This window comes from Rhodococcus sp. P4_E4, assembly GCF_056401575.1.
In genome coordinates this window covers 1-22,843 of record NZ_JBFUJB010000029.1, presented here as the reverse complement: position 1 = coordinate 22,843, position 22,843 = coordinate 1, and the positions used below count along the sequence as shown (strand labels likewise).

The 22,843-nt window shown below is 59.9% G+C and carries 19 protein-coding genes and 1 pseudogene; 17 read left to right on the top strand and 3 right to left on the bottom strand.

Annotation, left to right across the window (positions count from 1 at the left end):
- Positions 1-101 precede the first annotated feature (101 nt).
- From AC1DVN_RS27805 to AC1DVN_RS27795, 3 genes are all read left to right on the top strand, one after another.
- A complete protein-coding gene (locus AC1DVN_RS27805) occupies positions 102-584 on the top strand; it encodes an SRPBCC family protein (protein WP_030537933.1) in 483 nt (160 codons plus the stop codon).
- A gap of 881 nt (positions 585-1,465) precedes the next feature.
- The gene (locus tag AC1DVN_RS27800; RefSeq protein ID WP_477994508.1) at positions 1,466-2,413 is read left to right on the top strand and encodes a phospholipase D family protein; all 948 of its coding nucleotides are present in this window, start codon (positions 1,466-1,468) and stop codon (positions 2,411-2,413) included.
- 774 nt (positions 2,414-3,187) lie between these two features.
- Complete coding sequence (locus tag AC1DVN_RS27795; RefSeq protein ID WP_007733695.1) at positions 3,188-3,445, top strand: hypothetical protein; 258 nt, start codon at positions 3,188-3,190, stop codon at positions 3,443-3,445.
- Positions 3,446-4,488: 1,043 nt separating this feature from the next.
- Here the strand turns inward: AC1DVN_RS27795 and AC1DVN_RS27790 are convergent.
- Entirely contained in the window at positions 4,489-4,623 is a 135-nt protein-coding gene (locus tag AC1DVN_RS27790; RefSeq protein WP_256670376.1) for a hypothetical protein, read from the bottom strand.
- A 3,163-nt stretch (positions 4,624-7,786) separates the two neighbouring features.
- Here AC1DVN_RS27790 and AC1DVN_RS27785 point away from each other — a divergent pair.
- From AC1DVN_RS27785 to AC1DVN_RS27750, 8 genes are all read left to right on the top strand, one after another.
- Positions 7,787-8,569, top strand: a complete 783-nt coding sequence (locus tag AC1DVN_RS27785) for a ParA family protein (protein ID WP_477994506.1) — start codon at positions 7,787-7,789, stop codon at positions 8,567-8,569.
- Between the two features lie 158 nt (positions 8,570-8,727).
- Positions 8,728-8,880 carry a hypothetical protein gene (locus AC1DVN_RS27780; protein ID WP_007733689.1) on the top strand — a complete coding sequence of 51 codons (153 nt, stop codon included), beginning with the start codon at positions 8,728-8,730 and terminating at the stop codon, positions 8,878-8,880.
- A 631-nt stretch (positions 8,881-9,511) separates the two neighbouring features.
- Entirely contained in the window at positions 9,512-10,486 is a 975-nt protein-coding gene (locus tag AC1DVN_RS27775; protein WP_477994504.1) for a DUF2637 domain-containing protein, read from the top strand.
- A gap of 109 nt (positions 10,487-10,595) precedes the next feature.
- On the top strand, positions 10,596-11,219 hold the full coding sequence (locus AC1DVN_RS27770; RefSeq protein WP_477994502.1) for a TetR family transcriptional regulator: 624 nt from the start codon (positions 10,596-10,598) through the stop codon (positions 11,217-11,219).
- A gap of 426 nt (positions 11,220-11,645) precedes the next feature.
- Positions 11,646-11,882 (top strand): YlcI/YnfO family protein, encoded by a 237-nt coding sequence (locus AC1DVN_RS27765; RefSeq protein WP_378398499.1) that lies wholly within the window; start codon positions 11,646-11,648, stop codon positions 11,880-11,882.
- On the top strand, positions 11,882-12,181 hold the full coding sequence (locus AC1DVN_RS27760; protein ID WP_234552699.1) for a type II toxin-antitoxin system PemK/MazF family toxin: 300 nt from the start codon (positions 11,882-11,884) through the stop codon (positions 12,179-12,181). Before AC1DVN_RS27765 ends, AC1DVN_RS27760 begins: the two co-directional genes overlap by 1 nt.
- A gap of 28 nt (positions 12,182-12,209) precedes the next feature.
- The gene (locus AC1DVN_RS27755; protein ID WP_477994499.1) at positions 12,210-14,060 is read left to right on the top strand and encodes a hypothetical protein; all 1,851 of its coding nucleotides are present in this window, start codon (positions 12,210-12,212) and stop codon (positions 14,058-14,060) included.
- Positions 14,060-14,857: a hypothetical protein gene (locus tag AC1DVN_RS27750; RefSeq protein WP_070160714.1), complete on the top strand. Its 798-nt coding sequence runs from the start codon at positions 14,060-14,062 to the stop codon at positions 14,855-14,857. Before AC1DVN_RS27755 ends, AC1DVN_RS27750 begins: the two co-directional genes overlap by 1 nt.
- Before the next feature lie 13 nt (positions 14,858-14,870).
- Here the strand turns inward: AC1DVN_RS27750 and AC1DVN_RS27745 are convergent.
- Both AC1DVN_RS27745 and AC1DVN_RS27740 read right to left on the bottom strand, forming a co-directional pair.
- Positions 14,871-15,303 (bottom strand): annotated as a pseudogene (locus AC1DVN_RS27745) (DUF1016 N-terminal domain-containing protein); the annotation flags it as partial.
- Between the two features lie 561 nt (positions 15,304-15,864).
- A complete protein-coding gene (locus tag AC1DVN_RS27740; protein WP_477994496.1) occupies positions 15,865-16,143 on the bottom strand; it encodes a hypothetical protein in 279 nt (92 codons plus the stop codon).
- Between the two features lie 163 nt (positions 16,144-16,306).
- Between AC1DVN_RS27740 and AC1DVN_RS27735 the strand changes: the two genes are divergently transcribed.
- The 6 genes from AC1DVN_RS27735 to AC1DVN_RS27710 all read left to right on the top strand — a co-directional run bounded on the left by AC1DVN_RS27735 (position 16,307) and on the right by AC1DVN_RS27710 (position 22,584).
- On the top strand, positions 16,307-16,444 hold the full coding sequence (locus tag AC1DVN_RS27735; RefSeq protein WP_477994495.1) for a hypothetical protein: 138 nt from the start codon (positions 16,307-16,309) through the stop codon (positions 16,442-16,444).
- 143 nt (positions 16,445-16,587) lie between these two features.
- Positions 16,588-17,190, top strand: a complete 603-nt coding sequence (locus tag AC1DVN_RS27730) for a DUF732 domain-containing protein (RefSeq protein WP_477847775.1) — start codon at positions 16,588-16,590, stop codon at positions 17,188-17,190.
- Positions 17,191-18,526: 1,336 nt separating this feature from the next.
- Positions 18,527-20,503: a cutinase family protein gene (locus AC1DVN_RS27725; protein ID WP_477847777.1), complete on the top strand. Its 1,977-nt coding sequence runs from the start codon at positions 18,527-18,529 to the stop codon at positions 20,501-20,503.
- Between the two features lie 679 nt (positions 20,504-21,182).
- A complete protein-coding gene (locus AC1DVN_RS27720) occupies positions 21,183-21,560 on the top strand; it encodes a TA system antitoxin ParD family protein (RefSeq protein ID WP_477847778.1) in 378 nt (125 codons plus the stop codon).
- Positions 21,557-22,132 (top strand): ATPase, encoded by a 576-nt coding sequence (locus AC1DVN_RS27715; protein ID WP_477847779.1) that lies wholly within the window; start codon positions 21,557-21,559, stop codon positions 22,130-22,132. Before AC1DVN_RS27720 ends, AC1DVN_RS27715 begins: the two co-directional genes overlap by 4 nt.
- A 146-nt stretch (positions 22,133-22,278) precedes the next feature.
- Positions 22,279-22,584, top strand: coding sequence for a hypothetical protein (locus AC1DVN_RS27710; RefSeq protein ID WP_477847780.1), 306 nt, complete (start codon positions 22,279-22,281; stop codon positions 22,582-22,584).
- Positions 22,585-22,843 lie beyond the last annotated feature (259 nt).

Sequence of the window (22,843 nt, the reverse complement as noted above, 5' to 3'; positions counted from 1 at the left end):
TGTCCGCGCCTCACCCCGCCTCGCCGACCGAAGCCGATGTATGCGCCCACCGAACGAGAGAAACCTCGCCGACCGATCGGCGGTATGGCAGCATTCGCCACATGACTAGCGAACGGATCGAAGTACAGCGCACCATCCGTGCCGACCCCGCATCGATCTTCGCGGTCCTCTGCGACCCTCAGGGGCACGTCGCCATCGACGGATCCGGAATGCTGATGGGCGCAGATGGCGAACTCGTGACCGCGACCGGCGACGAATTCGTCGTCCACATGGATCGCGAAGCTCTGGGCGACCTACCCATGGGACAGTACGACGTCACAGTGACGATCAAAACTTTTGTTCCCCAACGCGAAATAGCATGGACCATCCTCGGAACTGTCCGGCCTCCGATCGGGCACGTCTACGGATATCGGATCGAGCCGGCCGACGACGGCCACAGTTCCCTCGTGACCTCGTACTACGACTGGTCTGATATCGGCCCCACCTGGCGGCAAGCAGGAATCTTTCCCGTCATCGCCGAAGGATCTCTCAAAGCCACGCTCGGTATCCTTGCACGCACCGTAGCCAGAGGTTATCCGCGCTGACCCCGCCCGAAAGCCCAGCGTCGGGGCCGTGATGCTCCTCTTCCGCGAGCGCGCAGCCACCACCGTGACAATCGCAGCACTGATCGCCGGTGCCGTCGCAACCTCATGGATCTCTCTCAACGGAATCTTCTTCCCCACAACGTCTCCAGTGAGTGCAATATCCTACGTTGCGCTCACAACCATCACGCCGGCCCTACCGCCTGTTATCTGATGGGGCGCCGAAGCCACGCTGACGCATCCCAGCCGCCACCTCACCTGAACTCGCGACAAGAGGCTGCCAAAGAGTAGTAGACGAACCTCCACTGCAGCCCAACACGCCCGGCTTCCCCGTCACGAGGCACGGGTCCATCAGTTCATGAAGACCACGCCGCCCGACCTACACTAGAATGACGAGAGATTTTCTGCGCGTTCACTTTTCGAGCACTGATCACGAATCAACTCGGCCCGCCAGCGACACTACATCAGTCACCCGATATCCACACGGCGAGCGCCTACGATCTCAGGCCTACACGCCCCTCCAGGCATGGCCCCGCACGATCCACCACGCCCGCCCTCACCCCCGCGGGATCGCGTACCGCGGTAAATTTCCCGGTTCACTGTGCGGGGCGCTGCTCGAACAAGCAGCAGACCCTTCCCACCCGTCCGGCGCCATCACTGCCACCGTCCCGTATCGAAATCGCACGCCGAATCGACAGCGCTGCAGTCGCACTGGGGTATAACGCCGTCTGACCCGGCAGGGTTGATCGCTACAACATTCTTCGACCTCCACGACAGATCACAGATATCCGGAAGTTTCTTTTGCTCCGGAGACGACGCAGAACAACGGCAGCTTTCACGCAGGCGCCAGAAATCGGGCCCGATTCGCGCTACCGTTCTAAGCTATGGGGACCAGCTTCCACGGACCGAACCCGTGGCCACACATCACTCGCGCGATCCGCACGCGAGGCCCACGCTATGCCGCTGTCCCCTATCTCGGACACCTTGCGCCCGAACTACTTCCACTTCGCAGTGGAGACCTTCTGATCGTCAATGCTTCTACCGCGGCGATCCGCGCCCACGCCACTTCACCTGCCGTTCTTGCGCACTACCTCAGCAAGGGCGTTCGCATCCTGTCGTCGTCAACACTGCACGCCAAGGTCATCGTGACGAACCAACGAGCTGTAATCGGCTCGCCGAATGCTTCCGAAAACTCCACATTCACCCATGAAGCGGTCGTCATTTCCGATGACCCCCAAGTGGTTGCCGACAGTCGCGCGTTCATCAACAATATCGACGAAACCACTGCTGTAGACCAAATATTCATCGACAACGCCGCGCGCGAATGGGCGATCGGGCGTGCCGTACCCATACCCGGCATCACTGGCCGAATGCAGAACCTTGACAACGACTTTCCTCTTACTCCGACCAACCGAGTATTTATCAGGCAAGTCAGCGATCACGAAACCCGTCCCTCCGTGCGCATCGCACCTGTGAAACAGACTTCAACGAAGCATCTTTCGGTCGATCCGAGCGTGAGATATCGACTCGAAACACTCAGACTCGGAAAACCAAGCAGCATGGCACGTGGGGACGTCGTCATCCGCGTCTCCACGGACAACGAATTGTTATTGCCACCCGCTGTCGCGATATCCAACCAGGATCGAATACCGGATTCCCCCAGTCAATTTCAGTTCTTTCTCCGCGTTCGCAACGAGCTGCTACCGCTTCCTGTGGCAGACACCGAGAGGTATCTCGTCGATGTCGGGCACCCCAGCGCACAACTGCGGTCCAACCACTACGTTCGCTCGCTCAGTCTTCGGGCCGAACTGTTGGCGTTGTGGAACCTTTGAGTCCTGAGAAACGAATGTTGACGGAATGCGAAGCATTCCTTCGAGTGCGCGAACAGCGCACCGTCAATACGTCGATCCGAGCAATGTACTCACGGAAGTCGAACGACGCACGACTCTAATGTTCGAATCCGGTGAACGAAATCCTCTGCGCAACTGCGATAAAGAGCATTCCGCGTGACAATATACGCGGATCGACCTCCCCCAACCGAAGTCCCTCACGATTCGCAGGCGAACACGAAGGCACAAACCCTCCCCGCTGGAAACCTACGTTCGGCAGCTGACAGGTTAAGGTGCCTTTCCGGATCTTTCAGGTGCTCCTCTCGACACGTGACCCGAGCCATCGAGCTCGCAGACGCACCATCGACTGTCCACAGACCCCCGTCTCCATCCATCTCCACGACACACGGCAGCAGCCTGCGGAAGCGCCGTCCAACACGCGGGTTACATAACCCCTCCCCCGCGTTCAGTCGCACATGAACCTCCCCGGCGTCTGACAGCATGAGAGCCAAGCATCTCCATCCGCTCCCGAAGAATCCAACCCGATTCCGACGCTAGACCCATCATCGAACCGCCGACCGCCAACGCACCCAAACTCCACCTTCAGCGAAGCCGCAGAGGTGGTCCGTCAAGCCCCTCCCTGGTCGGGCCGGCGGCGGGCTGTGAGGCGGGCCGCCGCAAAATCCCTCAGAACTCCATGGCAACATCAACCACACGCGACACACCGAACAAGCGCGCCTACCCGTATCAGTTACAGATTGGTTCTAGTCTTTCCTCATGGCACAGCACAACAAGGGACCTCGCGGACACATCGCGACTCGTGCTCCCCTCAAGCAGCACAAGGTGTACGAGGATCGGGCCGCCGAACTCGGAATCCCTGCTGGGGATTACTCCGTGCTCATATTGGCCATCACCCACGGACTGGACATCCCGGACTACATCATCGACAAACTGCATCCGGACCAGCTGAGACTTCTCGAGGTCGAGGCAGCTGGATCACTGCGTCGCATCGAGCAACTTGCGGTCGGCGCATGAACTATCCCTAGACAGCGAACAACCCCCAGGGCTTGGCGGCATCGGGGGCTGTCCGTTTATGCGGTTGTGAGAGCTTCCCAGCTCCCTGACCACCACTAACCCAGTGAAGGAAGAGGCGGTGACCACCACTACCTCGAAAGGAAGAGGCGGTGCTTACTCGATGATATCGCAGAAACGCAATTCCGCCATACTCGCGGACGTGTTCACGGTGTCATTTTTGGCACGTCCAGATCACATTTCAGCTTTCATGGCGACCGGATCACACTTCTGCGTCCCGAATGTCCCATCCGAGCAAGCCAGCACCGTACCCATGGCGGTACCGATGTGCGGCCGCCGGATTGAACAGACCTCCCGAACAACCGCGGCCGTAACGCGCGTACAGCGGATCCGCAGACAGGGAGGCCGCCCCTAGCCGACAACGAACGAAGTGCCCCGATACCTAACTAAACAGCGCAGACCTCTTGAAAAGCACAAAGGCCCCCGAAGGGGGTGATTGGGAGCGGACCGCATCGCGGCGAAATAAGGACTGGCAGGTCCTTGACGTCGACTGAGAACTGGCAGGTTCTCCGACATCTGTTCTCGAACATTCTCGAGAGGTGAGCTTCGAAAGTTAGCGCTTTCTCTGCTCGTACTGCATCCCCTGGAAGGGACTTACCTATGGCAGGTACGTCTCAGGGTAGCGCATACCCTGAATACAGCCCAACTCATTCCATATCACCAACCTTCGGCGTGTCGCGCATCGGCACCCAATCCACGGTCCCTCAATCGACAGAAGTCGACGAATGGCAAGCGGCAGTCGACGATGCTCTCTCACGTATCGCGCGCCTCGAATCCGCTACACGGCAACTCAACGAGTCCACTGACCAGCGAGGACGGTCTTGGTCCCTACCTGTCGAACCAACGGAACAAGCACGCGTTCCAGTGTGGACATCACGCAGGGAATGGCTCCGCCAATTCCGGCATCACACCACCAGCCCGGCCGGTAAGGCGCTGTGCGCGCGCAACCTGATCAAGCCCGACAAGGCTTACGCAGTGGCACAAGCTCACGCACATTTCGCCGAATCCCACACCGGCCGCGGGGTCTCCGCAGCGAAATCGACGATCGCTGCCCGCGCCAAAGTCAGCGAATCCTCTGTCAACCGCGCCAGGCGAGTGCTCATCGCTCTGGGAATGGGCATCGAACACGTCCGGGGACGGAACCTCAAAACCCTGGAATTTCTGGCTGCTGAAGCCCATCACGGGGGTCAACAGCACCGCGCAGCATCGACATGGTCACTGTCATCCCCTCGAACAATCGTGGCAACGACACCTCAGCGCAAACTCGCCAAGACGCGACCGTCTCGGGCCTCTGAAAGAGCAACCCGCCACAGAGCTCGCAACTCTCTGAGGCCCGACGTCAATCGCGTCTATCAGCCCCACAGCAGTCGACCAGGGCCGATAGGAACTGACACCCTATCTAGTGTTGGTTTTTTATCTTTTGAAGTTCTTCCGTTAGGAAGAACTCACCAACGCGCGCACGCGCGAGCCCAGCTCACAACAAAAAAACGAAGCATTTCTCGGATCACACCGCGGCCTCTGGCACTTCAGAGGACTGCAGCCGAACTCGTCAACCATGCGCCGGCTCTCAGACCGACCGGACATATCGGGGCGATCTGTGATCTTCTCCGCGATGTCAAGATCGATACGACGCGATGGACAGGACGTGACATCGCACAGACACTTTCCCGAGACACAGCAGACCGGGGGTGGATCTGGCCAACAAGATCAAGCCTGATCTCACCGTTGGCATACCTCAGACGCAGGCTCGATGGGATCGACTGGACCGGAGAATCGCCCAGTGAACAGCGTAAATCGGCCGACCTGGCGCGAAAGAGGGAACAAGAATTACTTGAAAGCTCACATGTTCAACGTACGAAAATGGCAGCGAACCCGGAGCACCGCGCCAAGATCCTAGCCAGCATTCGGGCACACCTGACATGCAAGCAGCAGCATTGAGGCTTTACTGGCCCCAATCCGGCCAAGCAATACACGTCCGAAAAACACGCCTCACGATGATCGACAAGCGTTGCCGAGAAGTGTGGCGATCCGTGGCACATCACCCTGATCGCCACAGGTGTAAATACTCATGGCGACGTTGATCGGGACACAAAGAACCCGGAGGACAACATTTTGATCTAATACGCGGAGCTCCACAGCCATTTTCGGAGAACTGGCCCCGCCCGAGCCAGTCAATGGCGGGCTGGCGGTCCGCTTCTCTGCGCTTGAAGAACGCCGCGCTGGTACGGGTTCAACATCCGAGAGGGGTTGAACCGACTGCCGTTTCCTCCAATGCAGACGCGCCCGTAGGTATTCGGATCGTCTATCGGTCTATCTCTCCGAGACATGTACCTGACTGAGCATCTTTATTTGCGCAGGTAAACGGCTTTTTGTGCAGAGAGGCATGGTGCGATCACTGCGTGTGACGCATGCTTTGCGAGGCATCCTGGTCGCGCATGCCATACATGCAATGCGTGCGTTGCAAGGCATGCAATGCATGTATGGCAGCGCTGTTGGGTGAAACGGTGGGCCACCTTGCGTCGTTCGTAGCCGTCGGCACGGCAGCGCCGGCATCGTGCACGGGATACTTGTAGACGGGAAGCTGTCTCCATCCCCTCCCCCACTCGGTCGAGAAGTGCGTGTGTTTCGGCGTTGCGATTCATGCGTCGCTGTATTCGAAATGTGCCCACCCACCCGAAAGTTCTGCTCGCAAAGCGGCGAAATCAAGCCTGACGGAACTGATTCTTCCCACCCCGTCCCCAAGCCTAATTGCGTCACTGTGACGTAAAGTTAGTGCCTGCTCGGACTCGCTTCGGTCATTCCGTCGCGGCCGAACTTCGACTGATTCGGATCTCCGCACGGCCCTTCCCTTACACGTCCGGGTTCACACCGCGACCGACCTTTCGCGCAGAATTTTCGTTTCACCGCGGGCCCCCGCTGTGTCCTGAGATGATTCCGCAATGTTGTTCGTGAGTTAGATGAGCACCCCGACTGGCAGTCAGTCGGCTGTATCTCTCAATAGAATTGGAACCCCTCCCCTCGATCCGTGCGGTTGTTCGTCCCACGCATGTCCCAGTTTTTTTCACCATCCGTGCGGTTCACGTGAGTCCTTCCTTCTGCCCTGGATGTTCGGACCCCGATGGAATGAAATATGTTCTGGCCTTCAAAGGGGTACAGGGTTCTATTGAAGTGCCCCCGGTGTGAACATCAGAAAGTTTCTGAAGTGGCAGGCTGTCTTGCCCGCCTCGCATGGTTGGCGCGTTCCTTCTATCCCCGCAAGGTTGGCGCGTTCCTTCTATCCCCGCAAGGGCGGTGCATTGGCGGATGGCTGGGCAGGACCGCTCGCGACGGTTGAGCAATTTGTTCTGTGCGCACAGCGGAGATTGCTGAACCCTATATTTTCGCCTTTAGTCAGTTGGCTGCCCAATAGCGTCCCTTCGACTTCCTTGACAATCTGATCGAGGCGGACTGTGACACGTTTCGATTCGTGTCTGGAACGCCTCGCTATCGGGTGATCATGGCAGCCAAGCTGCTCTTGGTCGGTCGACCTTTTGCAACGGTGTGTGACACTCACGGCAGATGTTTTTCGATTCGTTCGATGGCAATGAGTGCATTGACCTGCTATTTTGCGCGTCCACGCAATGCGTGGTCTGTATGCACGGCATGCATTGCATGCAGAAGTGAAAGGCGTGCGGTGCATGCAAGGCATGTCCTGCTAGCAGCGCATGGCATGCGTGCGATCCTTGCAAACCGCGTCATGCGTGCTCTGCGTGCGCTGCGAGCGTTGTAGGGTTTGCATGCAGAGCAGCGCGTGCGTGCGGAGGTAGCACCGCTAGCGATGCGTGCAGTGCACGCCATGCGTTGTATGTGATCAGTGCTTGGCTAGCGAGGTACGCATTGTGTGCAAAGCATGCGGGGCTTGCTAACGAGGCATGGATAGCGTGTCGCGCATGACGTGCATGGGTTGCGGTGAACGCGTGATGAGCATTGCACGCGTTGAACGCAAGGGTTGCACTTGACGCAATTCGTGCATGACACGCGCAGAGTGCGAGGCTTGTATGTCACGCATGACATGCGTGTTATGCTACGCGCGCACGTAATGCACAGTGTGCGTGTTTAGCGAGTGGAGCAGGCTTAGCGTGCAATGCATGCAGTGCTTGGATTGCCCTTCACGCACAGTCTGCATGCAGCCCACGTACAGCGTGGATTGCGCACACAGCAAGCAATGCACATATTGCATGCAGCGCGTGGTTTACACGCAATGCACGCCTCGCAAATGTCAACGCCCTCGATGAAAGGTCCGCAATGCAGCCACGCAAAATCGCACTCGGCAACCAGAAGGGTGGCGTAGGCAAGACGGCCTCCACTCTCGGGCTTGCCAGCGCCATCACCGCGCTCGGCGGAAAAGTACTTGTCGTCGACATGGATCAACAGGGCAATACGACCGGCGGCCTCGGCGTCACTCTCGAAGAGGGCATGATGACGGCCTACCACCTCATGAACCAGACCAGGGAAGGCATTGCAGCCGAGGCGATCATTGCCACCCCATGGGATGGCGTCGACCTCATTCCCGCAGACGAAGAGCTCGGCAAAATCGAGTCGGATGGGTCGAATGACCTGGTGTTTCGCCTAGACGTTGCGTTCGAAGGGCTCGACCTTTCTCCTTATGACGCTGTGCTTTTCGACTGCCCTCCCAATATGGGCAAGGTGCTGTTTGCGGTTCTTATTGCAGCAGATGGCGTTGTCGCAATCACTGAACCCACAATCGACAGTGTCGGTGGCGTTCAGAAGCTCGAAGAGACAATCGACACCGTTCGTAAACGGGCGAATCCGAAGCTGGAATTCGACAAGATCGTGATCAGTCGTAAACGGTCTACCGGCGAACATGAGTTCAGAGAGAGCGAGCTACGGGAGACCTACGGCTCACTCGTCGCCAAGACATCGATCCCGGAACTCGCGGCCCGCCAGGACGCGCACTCGAATCGCACTCCGATTCACCAGTTCAAGGGTGGGAAAGCATTGACGCTGCAACTTGCCTACAGTGACTTGCTCGCTGAGTTGCCCATCGTGATCGGAGCCCCGGCATGAGCGTGAAGCGGGAACCTGCAATTCGTAAGACACATCCGGCTGAACTCATCCCGGAACGTCCGCCCAGGGGAGACGCGACCCCTGCGGCACCTGCAGCTACGCCACCATCGCCTTCAGCGGATCTCAGTGCCCGCAAAGAGGAGGAGGAGAAGCTGTCGATGACCCACAACACGCGCATCAAACCTTCGACGAAGGATCGCCTCCGGCGTGGCGTCGACAAATTGCGGTACGAGACTGGCGATCGCGAAATCAGCGAGGCATCGATGACCGAGGCCGCGCTGGACGAATACTTGAAGGCCAGAGGACTATAAGAGGCCCGCGTGCATGGCGTGCACTGCGTGCACGCATGATGAGTTGTCTTGATTCTTGATTGTGGAGTTCGGCCCCGGGCGAGGGCATCGTGTGTTTCGGCTGGAAGACCTAATTAGAGGCGCCTGGCACGACAGCTGAGTAGGCATGTGTGGGGGACAGTTCCAAGGACCTCGATATTGAGAACGGCTGTCGGGTGCGGGCGGGAGGTGAACCGCCGGGGCGGGAAGTCCTTGCTGTGCGCGCGTAATGCCATGTCCCTCTCATCTGCTGACTGTCCGTTCTGTAGAACTTGGAAGCCTTGGCAGCGCAAGCCTGGAGCAAATTGCGTGAACAATCCGTTGCAGTCACGCAATTCTCACGCAAAATTGCAGACCACCCCACGTCCCTCTGAGATCAACAGGCACGCAGCTGGAACGACATCACTGACGTGCTTTGAGTGCGACGCAAAAAGCATCAGTCGACTCTCGGATGCGTCCGCTAGAAATCGCTGTCAACCCTCGTCGCACGCAAAACGGACGAGACGCAGGAGTACAACCAGAAGAAGTCTTCCGAAACCAGGAGGAGTCCCGCCGGCGGCAACCAGCGGGACTCCAGACCGAGAACACCCCTTGTAGGAAGGAAAACCCGATCATGGGTGATTTTAGTCTGCGCGCAGCGCGGATCCAGCTTGGAGCACTGATCGCCGCACTTCTCATCGCGATTTTCATCGCAATCGGGATCACCGCAGGCGCTTTTGTCCTCTCCTTCGCGGTCCAACGGGACCTCGCGCGCCAAGGAACCATCCCCGAAAACCTCGCATGGATCTTTCCCGTCATCGTTGACAGTGCAATCTTCGGATCCACCGTCGCCATAGTCATTCTGAGCAAACTGAAGATGCATCGACGCGACAAGTACTTCTACGTTGCTGTTGCTGTTGCGGTGGTCGCGATCAGCATCCTCGGGAACGCCTACCATGCGTTCCACTCGGCAACAGTTGCGCAACAGGCCGTTGCGGCAGGTCAGAGTATCGGCTACACGCCTCTCGACCCGGCCGTTGCTGCCATGATCGCGGTCATTCCGCCGGTGCTCGTACTCGCCTTCACGCACGGTCTGGGAATCCTGATCAAAGCAACGGGTATTGCATATTCCGACTACAAGATCGAGATCGACAATGCTGCTGCAGGTGTGGGTGCGGTTGTGACGCAAAGCGTCGTGATGCGAAACGAAACAGGTGAAGGCGTCCAGCACTCTTTAGGCGACGTAGAAACGCATGACGCGCCGGAAACCGCTCCGTATCCGAGCCCCTCCAAACAAACGGAGTCCTCAGTGGACCCGGAGCCGCCAAACGTAGAGGCGGTGGCGCACGCCGAACTCGAATGGTTCATTGCCACATCGGACCTGCCCGACGCTGTCAAGGACACCGCACGACGCAAGCTTGCAGACCCGACTCTCACCTGGGAGGTGATCGCCCAGACGTCCAACCCTCCTGTTGCAACATCGACCTCGTGGCGCCGATACGAAAAGTTCGATACCGCGGCCCGAGTAGCTGGCTTCGACAACCCGCCGCTCATCGACATGCGAGCCTCCGACACCCAGTTCACCGACCAACTCGTCACTACAACGTGAGTAGCGCCGCAACCCGCCAACGCCAAGGTCTCCGAGCGCCAGGAATTGCATCATCATGGAAGGGTTGACGACAGCAGAGTCCCCACAGACTGCAGGTAAGGAACCCGCATTGACCGACCCAGACGACCGACACCGCGTGATCGTTCCGCCCGAACCGCACCAGCGACCCCGACAACAGCGAGCGCACGAGACGAAGGCAAAGATCCTCAAGGCAGCTGCACGCTCCTTCTCGATCGATGGGTACGCCACCTCCATGAACGACATCGTTGCGGAGGCTGCCTCCACGAAAGGAGCCGTGTACTTCCACTTCGACTCCAAGGAAACGATCGCGCGAGAACTCATCAACCACTGGTTGACCGCTCTCGACGGAATCCGACAATCAACCGACAAATCAGCAATACCAGCGATCGAGAAGTTGGCTGCATTCTTCAACGGTTCAGCGGCGCTTATAGCCGACGATGCCCTGGCCCGGGCCGGCCTCAGGCTCACCACAGAAGCAGGTCTCGATACCGCCCCACCCGCGTTCCGTGAGTGGGTGGAACTCGTCAGCCGATTCGTCGATACTGCGATCGCAGACGGACAGCTTCCCGCCTCTGCCGCCGAGCGCCTGGCCGCGAATCTGTGCGCGGGATTTATCGGCGCAGTTCAAGTCATACAGGTGCTGGGCGACCCTGGAGATTTCACTTCACGCATCGACGACTTAGTGAACGCGTATTTGATTTCAGATGCGTAGTCCGCGCGCTGGGGAGGTCGTGAGTAGGGGAGAGGAACTGGACTCCTCGCGGTGACGTCGCCAACCGTGTGCACGGTGTACTGCTAATTCCTCGACGGTAGCGAGGCAGTTGCGTCGTCGAGAGGAGTGAAAAGTGCCTGACATCGAGAGCCGAATCCCCGAAGTGCTTTTCTCATAGCGAATATTTCAGCGATCCGAGCCGTACCGACGTGGAGACGTCACCAGCGATGGGACCGTCACTGAGACTGAAGAACACCAGATAGAGATCGACCGATGAAGACAGCGGAAACCGTGTGCGTGGCAAGGTGTGCCGCGTCGGGGCCGCTGAGTACTTCATCGGCCCTTGCCTCCCGTTGAAATGATCGGTTCCAGAACTCGCACGCGATGGTGGTACCAAAACGAATCCCACTTCGGTACCATTAGCATATGAGCACGCAGATCGCGGTACGACTACCGGACGAGATCGTGGAATTTCTCGACGACGAAGTCAGGGAACATCGCGCCGCCTCGCGAGCCTCACTGGTGTTGCGCGCTCTCGAACGGGAGCGTCGCCGTCAGATAGCTGCACGAGACGCGGAGATCCTCTCGGCCGCAACATCCGAACATGATCTGATCCCCCTCGCTCACCACGCCGTGAATCGACAGCCAACAGGCTCGACCTGATGCGACCAATTCATGAAGCCAACCTCGACACAGTTCGGCCGGTCCTCGTACTCACCCGAGAGATGGTCCGTCCACACCTCGGGACCGTCACGGTAGCGCCCATCACCGGCGAGATCCGAGGACTGTCCACTGAGGTGTCCGTCAGCGCCGCTAACGGACTATCCGCCGACGCGGTGGTCAGTTGCGACCACATCACGACCATTCCCGTCAGTGCACTCGGCAACATCATCGGATATCTTCTTCCAGCGCAAGAGGAATCACTGTCCATAGCCGTGCGCGCCGCCTTCGATCTCGAATGATGACGACAGTGAACGGAAAGGATGAAACATGGCGCTGAAGAAAGGGGAGCAGTTCACGCTATTCGAGCTCGAGCCACCAGAATCCGCTACTCGTTCGGACGAAGTTCCCGAACCCGATCAGCCTTCTCTGTTCGACGTTGACGACACCGCTTGTCTCGAAACGGATTCCGGGGTTGCGGAGCACCCCCGGATCGACGACATCGTCGCCCCTCCGGATGAGCGCTCCAACGAAATGGAAACGGAACCCACCCAGGCGTCAGAACTCGGCGCAACTGAACCGGCCGCCCTTCCTCCCGCCAGCGAGGCAGCAGACGGCCACGCCGTCATTGTCACAGCAGCCGGCACCTACACACCATCTGGCCACACACTCACCGGCCCAGTTGATTCCATCGAAAAACTCGACAAACTCATCAGATGGGCAACGCTCACCCCGCTGGGCGCACCGGCACAGATCTGGATAGTCGGAATCGAAGCCTGCGAAGTTCTCGGATGGATCATCGACCCAGGCAGCGAAGACGATGTCGACGACATGGAAATCCTCCGCACCCGCGCTGCCGAAGAACTCACCGCGATCCTCCACGCCACGCTGACCCCGATGCTGACCGCAGGATGGGAACTCCGCGGAGAACCCGGCCACGTCGTTCACCTCTCCCGCACCACCGGGAACTTCACATCCATGGTCGACATTTTCATCGAACCCTACGTGTGGACCTACTGGAACAAAGACTTCGGATGGGGCAATCGCGTGGGGGACATGGGGATCCTCGGATCACCCACCGCCGGAACCTACCTCCCCGACGACGACCTCCCCGCTGCGCAGGAACTGGGACGCCGACTCGCCTGGTGCGCACAACACCTCGGCGTGCTCCCCGGCCCCACCCCCGCACGCACCGGCGCCGCCATCGTCGACAAGATCAAACGCGACCGCACCCGCAGCGGTAAAGGAATCGTCGTCACTGTCGGTGGACCGGTCCCACCGCTGGACGGCGAACCCCGCGGAGATCTCGAACCTGCCCTCGGATGGACCCGCATCCCGGACCTCGAAGAACTTTCCGACGCAACACAACTGGTATCGATAGACCAACGAGCTGCGTACCTCGCTTCCGCTGGCATGCTCGAATTCGGCTACGGAAAACCTCGACACCTTCGCGGCGAGAACGCGCTCGACGCTGCGCGGCAATCGAAAACCCCGTTCGGACTCTGGCGTGTAACCCTCCCACCGGGTGACATGCTGGCGCTCCCACCCGCTCTACCGTTGCCTCACCCACACATGCTCGCCGACCAACCTGTGCAGACCTGGATCACCACCGTCAGCCTCGATGCACTTCAAACGTCCATCGCCGATGGCGGAATCGGCGCAGAACTCGACGACCTCGACATCGCAGAAGCGTGGGTCTACCCCGAACAGGGTCGAGCCCTCGACAAGTGGGCGAAATTCTTGAGAGAGGCCCGCAAAGTTGCCGTCGACACAGGCGACACAGCAATGAAACGGTTCATCGGCGCCTGCTACAAGGGTTACATCGGCCGAATGGTCAACCCCGACATGTGGACCGCCAAACAAATGCAACACCATCACCAACCGCTCTGGCGAGCAGCGATCATCGCACACTGCCGCTGGCGAGGCCGCCGCGTCGCGATGCGCATCGCACGCGAAACCGGGCGTTGGCCACTGCGCACCGTCACCGACTCCTGGGTCTACCCCCTGCCCCCGGGCATCGACATCGCAGACGAGAGTGACGCACTCGGGAAAATGACTCTGGAAAAGAGCGCCCCGCTCACCGAAAACATAACCGTCATGCTGACCGACGCCCGCGACACCCACGAGATCAACCTCGCACTCAAAGCTGCATTCACCGACGAAGATGAAGGAAAAATATAGTGGCCCTACATCTTCCGAAACCGCGATCTACCAAACCCGCACAAAAGACCGTCGGCTTGGACGGACTCAACGTATCCGTCTCGACAGCAGCAACCAGCGGTGTCGAAAAATCGAAATCGGTCAAAAGTGGGGGATTAGCCGGACTCACCAGCAAAGTCTCCGTACGCCAGATCCGTACCGAAATCGGTAAAGAAGGCCTACGGCAAGCAGCTGTCGACGCCGGGAGAAAGCCCCCCTCTGACCGAACTCTGCGCCGCTGGGCGCAGCAAGGACGAATCCCGCACCCTGACGTCACCGAACGTGCACAACGGCGAGCCGCCATCGAACGCCTCGGTGGAATCGACGCTGTCGCAAAGAAAATCGGCCGTTCACGATCAGCGGTCTCTCGCTACCGTTCCGGCGAAACGAACGAGCTGCGCGCCGATGCGAAAAAGAAACTCAAAAACGTCAAAGCTCGCGACATCATGGACCGCGCCGGCGTCCTACGACCCGACGGACAACCCAAAAAGGCCACCATCCGAGTCCGCGGGGGAGTGTCCGTCCGCAACGGTTCCGAAGAAGGCTACGACTACCGAGTGCGTACCCTCGACTTCGCGAACTCCGACAGCCCCTTCAGTCTCGACGAAACACGAGAACTCGCCATGGCTTTGGCCAACGACGATCATGCCCGGGTGGTTGCCATCCTCGAACGTCACGCCACAATGGATTACCCCGAGAACAAGGGCTTCGACCAGTACGGCGACACTTTCGGATTTCACTTCGACTCCATCGAATCCGTCCATATCGACTGGACATAGAACCGTCCTGGCTCTCGGTGCGCCGGACAAGACGAGGAATTCCGTTCGCGGACTCCAGCTCTCGTTCAGCGACACGTTCGGTGATATCGAGGAAATCGAAGACGTACGGGTCTCGCACCAACTGTTGAGCGAGATTGGAATCCCCGGCAGGAAGATGGTCCTGGAAATTCGACAGTGCCGCACCGATCCTGCGACGTAAACCGCTGTTGATCTGATTTTGCATCACATTGCGCGAGCACCCGTGTTCAGTAGCCGTTGATGCATACCAGTCGCGGTCGGACCGTTTATCCAGTTTGTCGAGCAATACCGACACATGCCCCCAGGCAATTGGCCAACAGCTTGTTGGCCGATTGCATCGCGCCCCAGACGCTCGCCATCTTCCGCATGTACTTCAGATCGGTCGGCGACAACCCACGCATGTCGGAAAGGCCGTTCCTACGTTCGACCATCTACGGCCAGGCCTGCATGCTGATGACGGCACCAGTCATCGCAGCTTCCATCGGTTCATCGCCTGGCCTCGCGTCGGCCCAGGCGATCGGTTGACCGCGGACTTTCAATCTGTTCATCGCCGGAACCTGGGAGACCGCACAAAACTCTCGAATGCGTCAGTCGAAGGTGCTACACATCGGTGTTAGAGATCGCCGCTGTCTGTCGTCATCTCGGAACCGGGGCAAGACGAAAATCAGGGCGTAGTGGTGCATCGAACCAGGCTTCGATTCCGAATAGACGCTAAGTGGAAGATTTCTTCGGCGATCTGATCGTTCATCTCCAACCACACGCGGCGCTGCCTGCTGTTGAGCCATGCCTGCCGATCACCAAGGGCGTTGAACAGATATATCACGTGAACAAGGTAGGTAACCGAGTCTGATCGCAGCCAGCCGCTTCTCGGAATTCTGGAACCGGAGCGACAAATTCTGCACGTGCTCATTCGTCAAAGGAGTCGTGATGGAGGGGCGAGTCGCCGTGAGACGAATGTCGTGACTGTCGGTCTTGAGGATGTGTCGCGCTCATACCGCTTCGGCTTCGACCGTCGTCACTCCCGCGGGACAAGCCGTGACTGCCTCGAGCAGCAATCTCAGTATCAAGACTGGCACGATCACGCTTACCTGCTCCAGCACGACGGGATCCGGAACCATCCCAGCGGCGCCGGGTAACTCCACCACCGGCACGGGCGGGATCAACGTAAACATCGGCACCCTCAGCCTGACCGGGTGCAAGGCTAACGGCCTACCCGTTGTGGTCTCGACCTCCGGCTCGTGGCAACTCAACGTCTCCGGAGATGCCATGCCCGCAGGCTCTGCACGGGGATTGCTTATCATCCCTACTAACCGGGCAGTCGTGACGATGCCCGGATCAACATGCACGGTCACCGTCGTAGGCTCGGGGACTGGAGGTACCGGAGTCAGTACTATCGGACCACTGCCATTCGACATCCCCAACCAGCGCGTCGTGGCAAGCAACACCGGCGCCGTGAACTACACACGCACCGGCACCGGACCCGTCTGCCCCGCCGCAGCCACTGGCACCGCAACGATGTCGGGCACACTGCAGTTCGCATCGGCCCCACCGATCAACGTCACCCCCTGACGCCGCCGGGTCTGGGTTCGGAGGGAATGCGCATATCCCGAAGCGTGTCGTAACAGAATCGCTCAAGGAGCTGGAAATGAAGCACATTGGCCGCACCCTCGCAATCGCCGCCTTGGCGGCGTGCGCTTTGACTGCGTGCAGTAGTGGCCCCGATTCCGATCGGGGACAGTTCGACGAGCGAGGCACGTGCACTGGGAACTGCCGACGAGACGGCCGCCGTCACCTGTGCCCCTCCCATGACGTCGGCCATCGTCGGTTCTGCTGATGCTGTCGTGGAAGAGGCGGTGCCCGAAAGTTACTCGAATCCCTCGACGTCGGTCTCACCTCTGACGAGCCCAGGTGAGGATCAGCCGACCGGCGCGGAGATAGCTGAAACCACGGAGTTGACGGCACCCGCGGAAGGTCATACGCCGGAGGAGATTGTCGCCGAGGCGGGCCCGCGAGGCCAGGACTCTCTGCGCGCACTACGAGCGCGCGGAGTTCCCGCGCTCGGGATGGACAGTGTTGAAATCAGCTTCGCCAACGGAACGTGCACAGCGTTGGCCTCGGGGATGCCGCGAACTGAGGTTCTGAACGAATTCGACAGTGTTGGTCAGGCTCTCGCTACCGGTGCTGGCCTTGAACCTGATCAGATTGCCGAAGCATATGTCTCGGCAGCTGAACAACGTACCGCTGAGGCTTCGAAGCCAGAGGCGCGAGAACGAAGTGTCAGTACAGGCTCGACCGAAACCAGTGATCGAGACTGATCATGTCTATCTTGTGCATGTTGAGACCCAACTGGGCAGCAACTTTTGCTGCGTCGGTGCGGGGGATAGAGCTTTGGGGCAGAGTCCAGTTGGTCTTCCGCGCATGATGCTCGAGAAGGTCGATGACTGTCCGCGGGACAGGTTCGTTGACGTGAAGTGTTGAGCCGTAGCGAAATTGCTGTTCTGTCGACAGTTTGTAGATAGATCGGGCGAGTAGGTTTACGTCGACTACTGACGGGATGGCATTACCGTCGTCGATGATCGAGTCGAGAGACAATTCGTGTCAGTGTCGGCAGAAACCATCTGTCGCCGGGTCGATACACGAGGTGGGGCCGGATGACCAGGCCTCCGGCGTCGCGCACGAACTTCTCGGCGAGGGCGCGCGTGCGGCTGGCAGGTGAGAGGGGTTTGAGAGCTGAGCCGTTGACCGGCAAGTCTCGAAACGGGCCTGGCCCGTACATTGGTGCTGACGTAGAGCAAGCGTTCTACGCCGATGGCGGCGGCGATCGACGCAGCATTGTGTATGCCGTCGATCGGACCACGCGACCTGTCGTTGCCCCGGTTCGTCAATGGCGATTCGGTCGGCGAGCTCACCTGGCCAGCGTGGGGTCCGGTCGAGTTCTTACGAACTCCGATGTAAGTTCCGGCCTTGGCCAACGGTCGGGACGATGGTGCACACGCCTGTGCGTTTCCGGCGTTTGTCGATCGAAGAAACAAATCCGGACGCTCGCAGTGTCCTTCGTCGCCAGGATCTGGTAACCGGTGCGATGCAGTCGGGCTCGACGGGCTGAAAAGTATCCGTTTCCAACGGCGCGACCAGCGGAGTCAAGCAGATACGCAAGGAGATCGGCAGCGCCGGCCCGCCCAGGTCGCGAGCGACGCCGGTCTCAAACCGCCCTCTGACCGCGCCCTGGGCCGATGGGCGCAAGGCCGTGCCCCGCACACCGACGCAGCGCAGCGATCGAGTGCCTCGGCGGGATAGGGGAGTGGTCAAAAATGATCGCTCACCGTCCGCAAACATTGAATGTGCCACAACATATTCGAGAGTGGCAGCGCCATCCGCCGAAGCAACCCCGGGCCGCGAGGACCCGCATGCTGAGGTAGGAGCGAGAGCCACGTGACGGCTGCTATAACTCCGAATTTCGACGCTACGTGTGTCGTCCAGGGAACCGTGATGGCGAGAGTCGTGATGCGCGGTGAGCAGGAAGTTATCCACAGGCGACGTTGATTTTCCCGGACGTATCAGCCACTGTGTGCCTCTCGCCTTGCGTGGCCGCAGCGGGCAGGACACCCGCGCGTACCGGAAGGTGTAATTCCCCTGGTAGATGAGGTGCCCATGCCGCTCAAACGTCCGAACTTCCACCGCGCGACTACCCTGTTGGTGACGGCGGCAATAGCTACAGGCTCGATCGCTTCGACCGCACCGGCCATCGCGTCCGCCGCCCCCTCTGGTTGCCCGTCCACGTTCAACCTGTTCATTCCTGGGACCTGGGAAACGGCCGAAGACGCCGATCCGTCCATCTCGACCGGAATGCTCAAGCCAATCGCCGACAGCCTCACGGACAAGCATGGCAGTGCAGCACGGATCTACACGTTGCCGTACATGGCGAGAGCGTTCGACAACGGAAAGACATACGCAGACAGCAAATCTGATGGTCTGAGCAAGGCAAAGGACGTACTCACCGAGATCGCCGCGAAATGCTCCGAAACAAAATTCACAATCACCGGCTACTCACAGGGCGCGGACATCGCAGGCGATCTCGCTTCCGAGATCGGCAATAGCTCCGGCCCAGTCAAGGCAGAGCAGGTCCTCGCGGTCGGGCTTCTCGCCGATCCCGGCGCTGGGACGAAAGGTGAAGCAGTCATCGGCCCGCAACCATCGGGAAAGGGGATTGCCGATCCGCGGCCACAGGGTATGGGGAAGCTGTCGGGGCGCGTCGCGTCGATCTGTGATCCCAAAGACCTCTACTGCTCGATCCAGAAGGGATCGAGCCCACTGCTCGGATCGCTGGGTTCACTGCTCACCAAGGCCCCGAGCGCTGGAAGTGACGGCAATTTGCGCCTGGCCGCCGCTCTGGCATCGGATTTCTCTCATGCCGACCTTCCCGGCCTCGCTACCGCAACCGACAACCTGACCAGCGAACTGTCGAAGGCCGACGGCGCGGTCGATCTCAAGCAGATCGTCTCCAGCGCAACAACTCTGGCGAACACCATCAGCCCTCTCGTTGAACTGCTCGAATCCGGTGCCGCCAACCCCGCCGCGAACGGACAGCTCGCTGCAACTCCCGTCGGGACAGCCGAAAACAACGCAGGCCAGGTGCTCGACAAGGCCGCCCAATCGGATCTCAGCCGTGCACTCTCGAACTTGGACGTGATTGCCGACACCGCGAGCAAACTCGCCAGCAAAGGCCCCACGACGCTGCCGGCCACATCCTCGGACCTAACCTCGCTATCGGCTGCCGCTGACACCGTCGACAGCCAGATCACGCCGCTCGCAACGACACCGCGCGATGTCCTAGAATCCGCCTCCGGTGTCCTCTCCGTTCTCAAACCCTCAGTGGTCGTCAACCAAGTCCTGAACGTCGCCACCGGGCTCACCTCTCTGGACATGCGTGCGATCCAGGCGAACCTGAACCTGCTCCCGCAGAAGGTCGCTGCGCTCGACGCGCACGGTGCCCACAAGGTCGCAGGGGATCTCAACAACCAGTTCGCCCCGCTGGTGAAGATGGCCGCAGGTGTCGATCTGAAATGGGTCTCACAGGTCCTGTCGGTCATCCCGGACCCGTCCGGCTACTCACAGGTCGCCGCGCTCGTCGTGTCAATCCTGGGAGGCGTCGACATCAGCAAGCTCGCCAACCTCGTCGGGCAGGTGCAGGAAACCGCTTGGGCCGCAGTCGAGAAGCTGCTACCGCCGCCCGGACAGCTCCCCGACCCGCTCGGGGCCGGAGCTGCCATGACCAGCCTCCTCCCGGTCGGCGTCGAACTAGCATCTGTCGCGGTCGACATGCTCTCCGGCAAAGCTACGAAGACTGATCCGACGTTGCTCGGCAAGCAGTCCTCAACGGCCACCTCCATCACCACTCGAGCGCAGAATCTGAACCTGCCAGCGCTAGCCCGGTCATTGACCACTATGGCCAGCTCACAGGGCGCCAACGACCTCGCTTCCTTGGTAGGGGAGGGGCTCGACGCAGCGGCCTTCTTCGCCTCCGGGGCACACCAGAACTACAACACCCTCGTCGTCGACAACGCCGGCCGCAACGCGATCCAGTGGATCTCCGATTGGCTCAATCTGCAGATCGGACGTGCCGCGTGATCCGATGCCGCGCCCACAATCTGGCTTCTCGGTGGTCATGTGCGACCACTGCTTTGTCTGGGTCAAGGGCGGCTACGACGATGTGGTTTCCGCGCTGCGCGAGTAGATCGCAGGTCGCTGCACCGAAGCCGATGGCGCCCCAGGACTTCCGCTAAGCGGCGTCTGTGCGTCGCGGCGATGGCAGCGGACCATTACCGCTGTGCTCGGTGCTTGCTAGTATCGAAGTTCTCGGGATCGTTGTGGTTCAACGGATTCCGGTACTCGTCCGATTTGGCCGTGTGTCATGCCCATGGCCTCTCGTTCTTCGAGCCGCGGTAGGTGGGCAGGGGTTCAGGGTTGCGATTTGCAGTGGATTCGAGCCGGAAGGATCCAAGTCGCTGAATCGGAAACGAAACTGCGGCGCGGCTCACTTCACTGCACCCGGTGGGGTGGTGAGACGCTGCCCGTTGGTCGCGGCCGGACGGATGATCGGTTGTCTGGCCGTTAGTGGTGGTATCTACCTGCGCGTGCGACGAGGACGGGAGCGGTCGGTGTCGACGTGACAGGCGTATTCTCCAACTGTCCTGCGAGTCCAAGAGGCAGCCATCTCCTTCCTTGTACGTCTGGTGTGGCGTCACGCATGGATATCCTCTGTAGCAAATTGCTACAATGACTTTGATGTTGTAGCGAAGGAGGAGCCATGACGGAAGTCGTCGACAAAGTCACCAGGTTCTCATCAGAGCTCGTCGATGCCGCGGCCGCGGAGGGACAGCGCGAGCATCGCTCGGCGCGCCAGCAGCTCGAGCACTGGGCTCGGGTCGGTCGTGAGGTGTCGAACCAGCGACAGGTCGCACGTCAGCGTGTCGAGGCCGCCCTCGCCGGCCGTATCCCACTGAGTGTGCTCTCCGCCGAGGAGGGCGCGGTATTCAACGCGGAGATCGCGGCGACCCTTGAAGAATCAATCGCGACAGGTAGCCATGTCGCTGATCGCGCAGTTCAGGGGCGCGCTACGATTTCGCTCGACGAGCGCGGCCGGGTCGTCAAGTATCTGCCTGACGGTTCGCAGATCGTCTTGTGAGACGTCTCGATCTTGTTGTCGGGCCGAACGGTGCCGGCAAATCGACGTTCGTCGAGCAGCGTCTGGCGCCCCTGCTTCCCGGCAGCGTGTTTGTCAACGCGGATGTGATCGCTAAAGATCGATGGCCTGATGCGGCCGAGGAGCATTCCTACGAGGCCGCACGGATTGCGGCGACTATGCGCGATGCCCTGATCGAGCGGGGTGAGTCGTTCATCGCCGAGACGGTGTTTTCGCATCCATCGAAATTGGAGTTGATCGACCGTGCGCGCCGGGCCGGGTTCGTTGTCGTCCTACACGTGGTCCTGGTTCCGGTCGAGTTGTCGGTTGCTCGTGTTGCCGAGCGGGTTGTCGAGGGTGGACATTCGGTGCCTGAAGTGAAGATTCGCGAGCGATTCGAGCGGCTGTGGTCGTTGGTCGTCGACGCGATCGATCGATCCGACCACGCGACCGTGTACGACAACACTGCCCCGGATGTCACGCGCATTGTTGCCCGGTTCGTCGACGGCGATCCGGTCGGCGAGATTACCTGGCCGGCATGGATTCCGGCCGAGTTGCTGAGAGCATCGAAGTAGGTTTTCGATCCCGGCCAACGCTCAGGGGCGATGATCGCACATACCTTTCTGTGACTTTCCGGCGCTCGCCGAACCTGCACAGCGCGCTCACTTGACCACGTCCATGTCAGGATGCTGAAACCGCTGCGGACCCGGGGCTCGACACCATGCACACGCCGCGATCAGGCTACGGCGCGCCTGAACCCCAATCCGCTGCGCAATCATTGGTCCGGGTCGACACCTTCGTCACCCACCACCAAGCCCGCGGCGACCTCGTCTTCCAGGAACGTGTCGAAGCGGCCCGCACACCGAAGACCTACTCGCCGAACGCCACAGCGAAGCAGTCGACCTGTTCGCAGCGCTCGAAGGACAACGCGGTGCGCACCAGGCCCGCAGGAATTGGGCGCAGAGCTATGGGCGATACCTGGGCGCATGCCTGCGTTCATGCGGTAGGGGCGGCACATCCGCTGTAAACGCCCGGGTCAAGCACTCCACAAGCGTTGTCTCCGGGCTGTTCTCAACCGTGCGGTGGTTCGCGGGTTAGCAATTCGAATAATCTAGCGGCGCTTCATATCCAGGCGACACCATACAAGGTCGGATTGCCCACTGGAAGGGCTATCAGCGCGATTTTGTGCCCCTAACAAGAGGGCATTGGCGGCGCGTGCGTTTGTGTGGGCTGTTTGGTTCATGTTAGATGCAGGGGACGTGGACTGTCAGRTCCCCCGGAGAGGA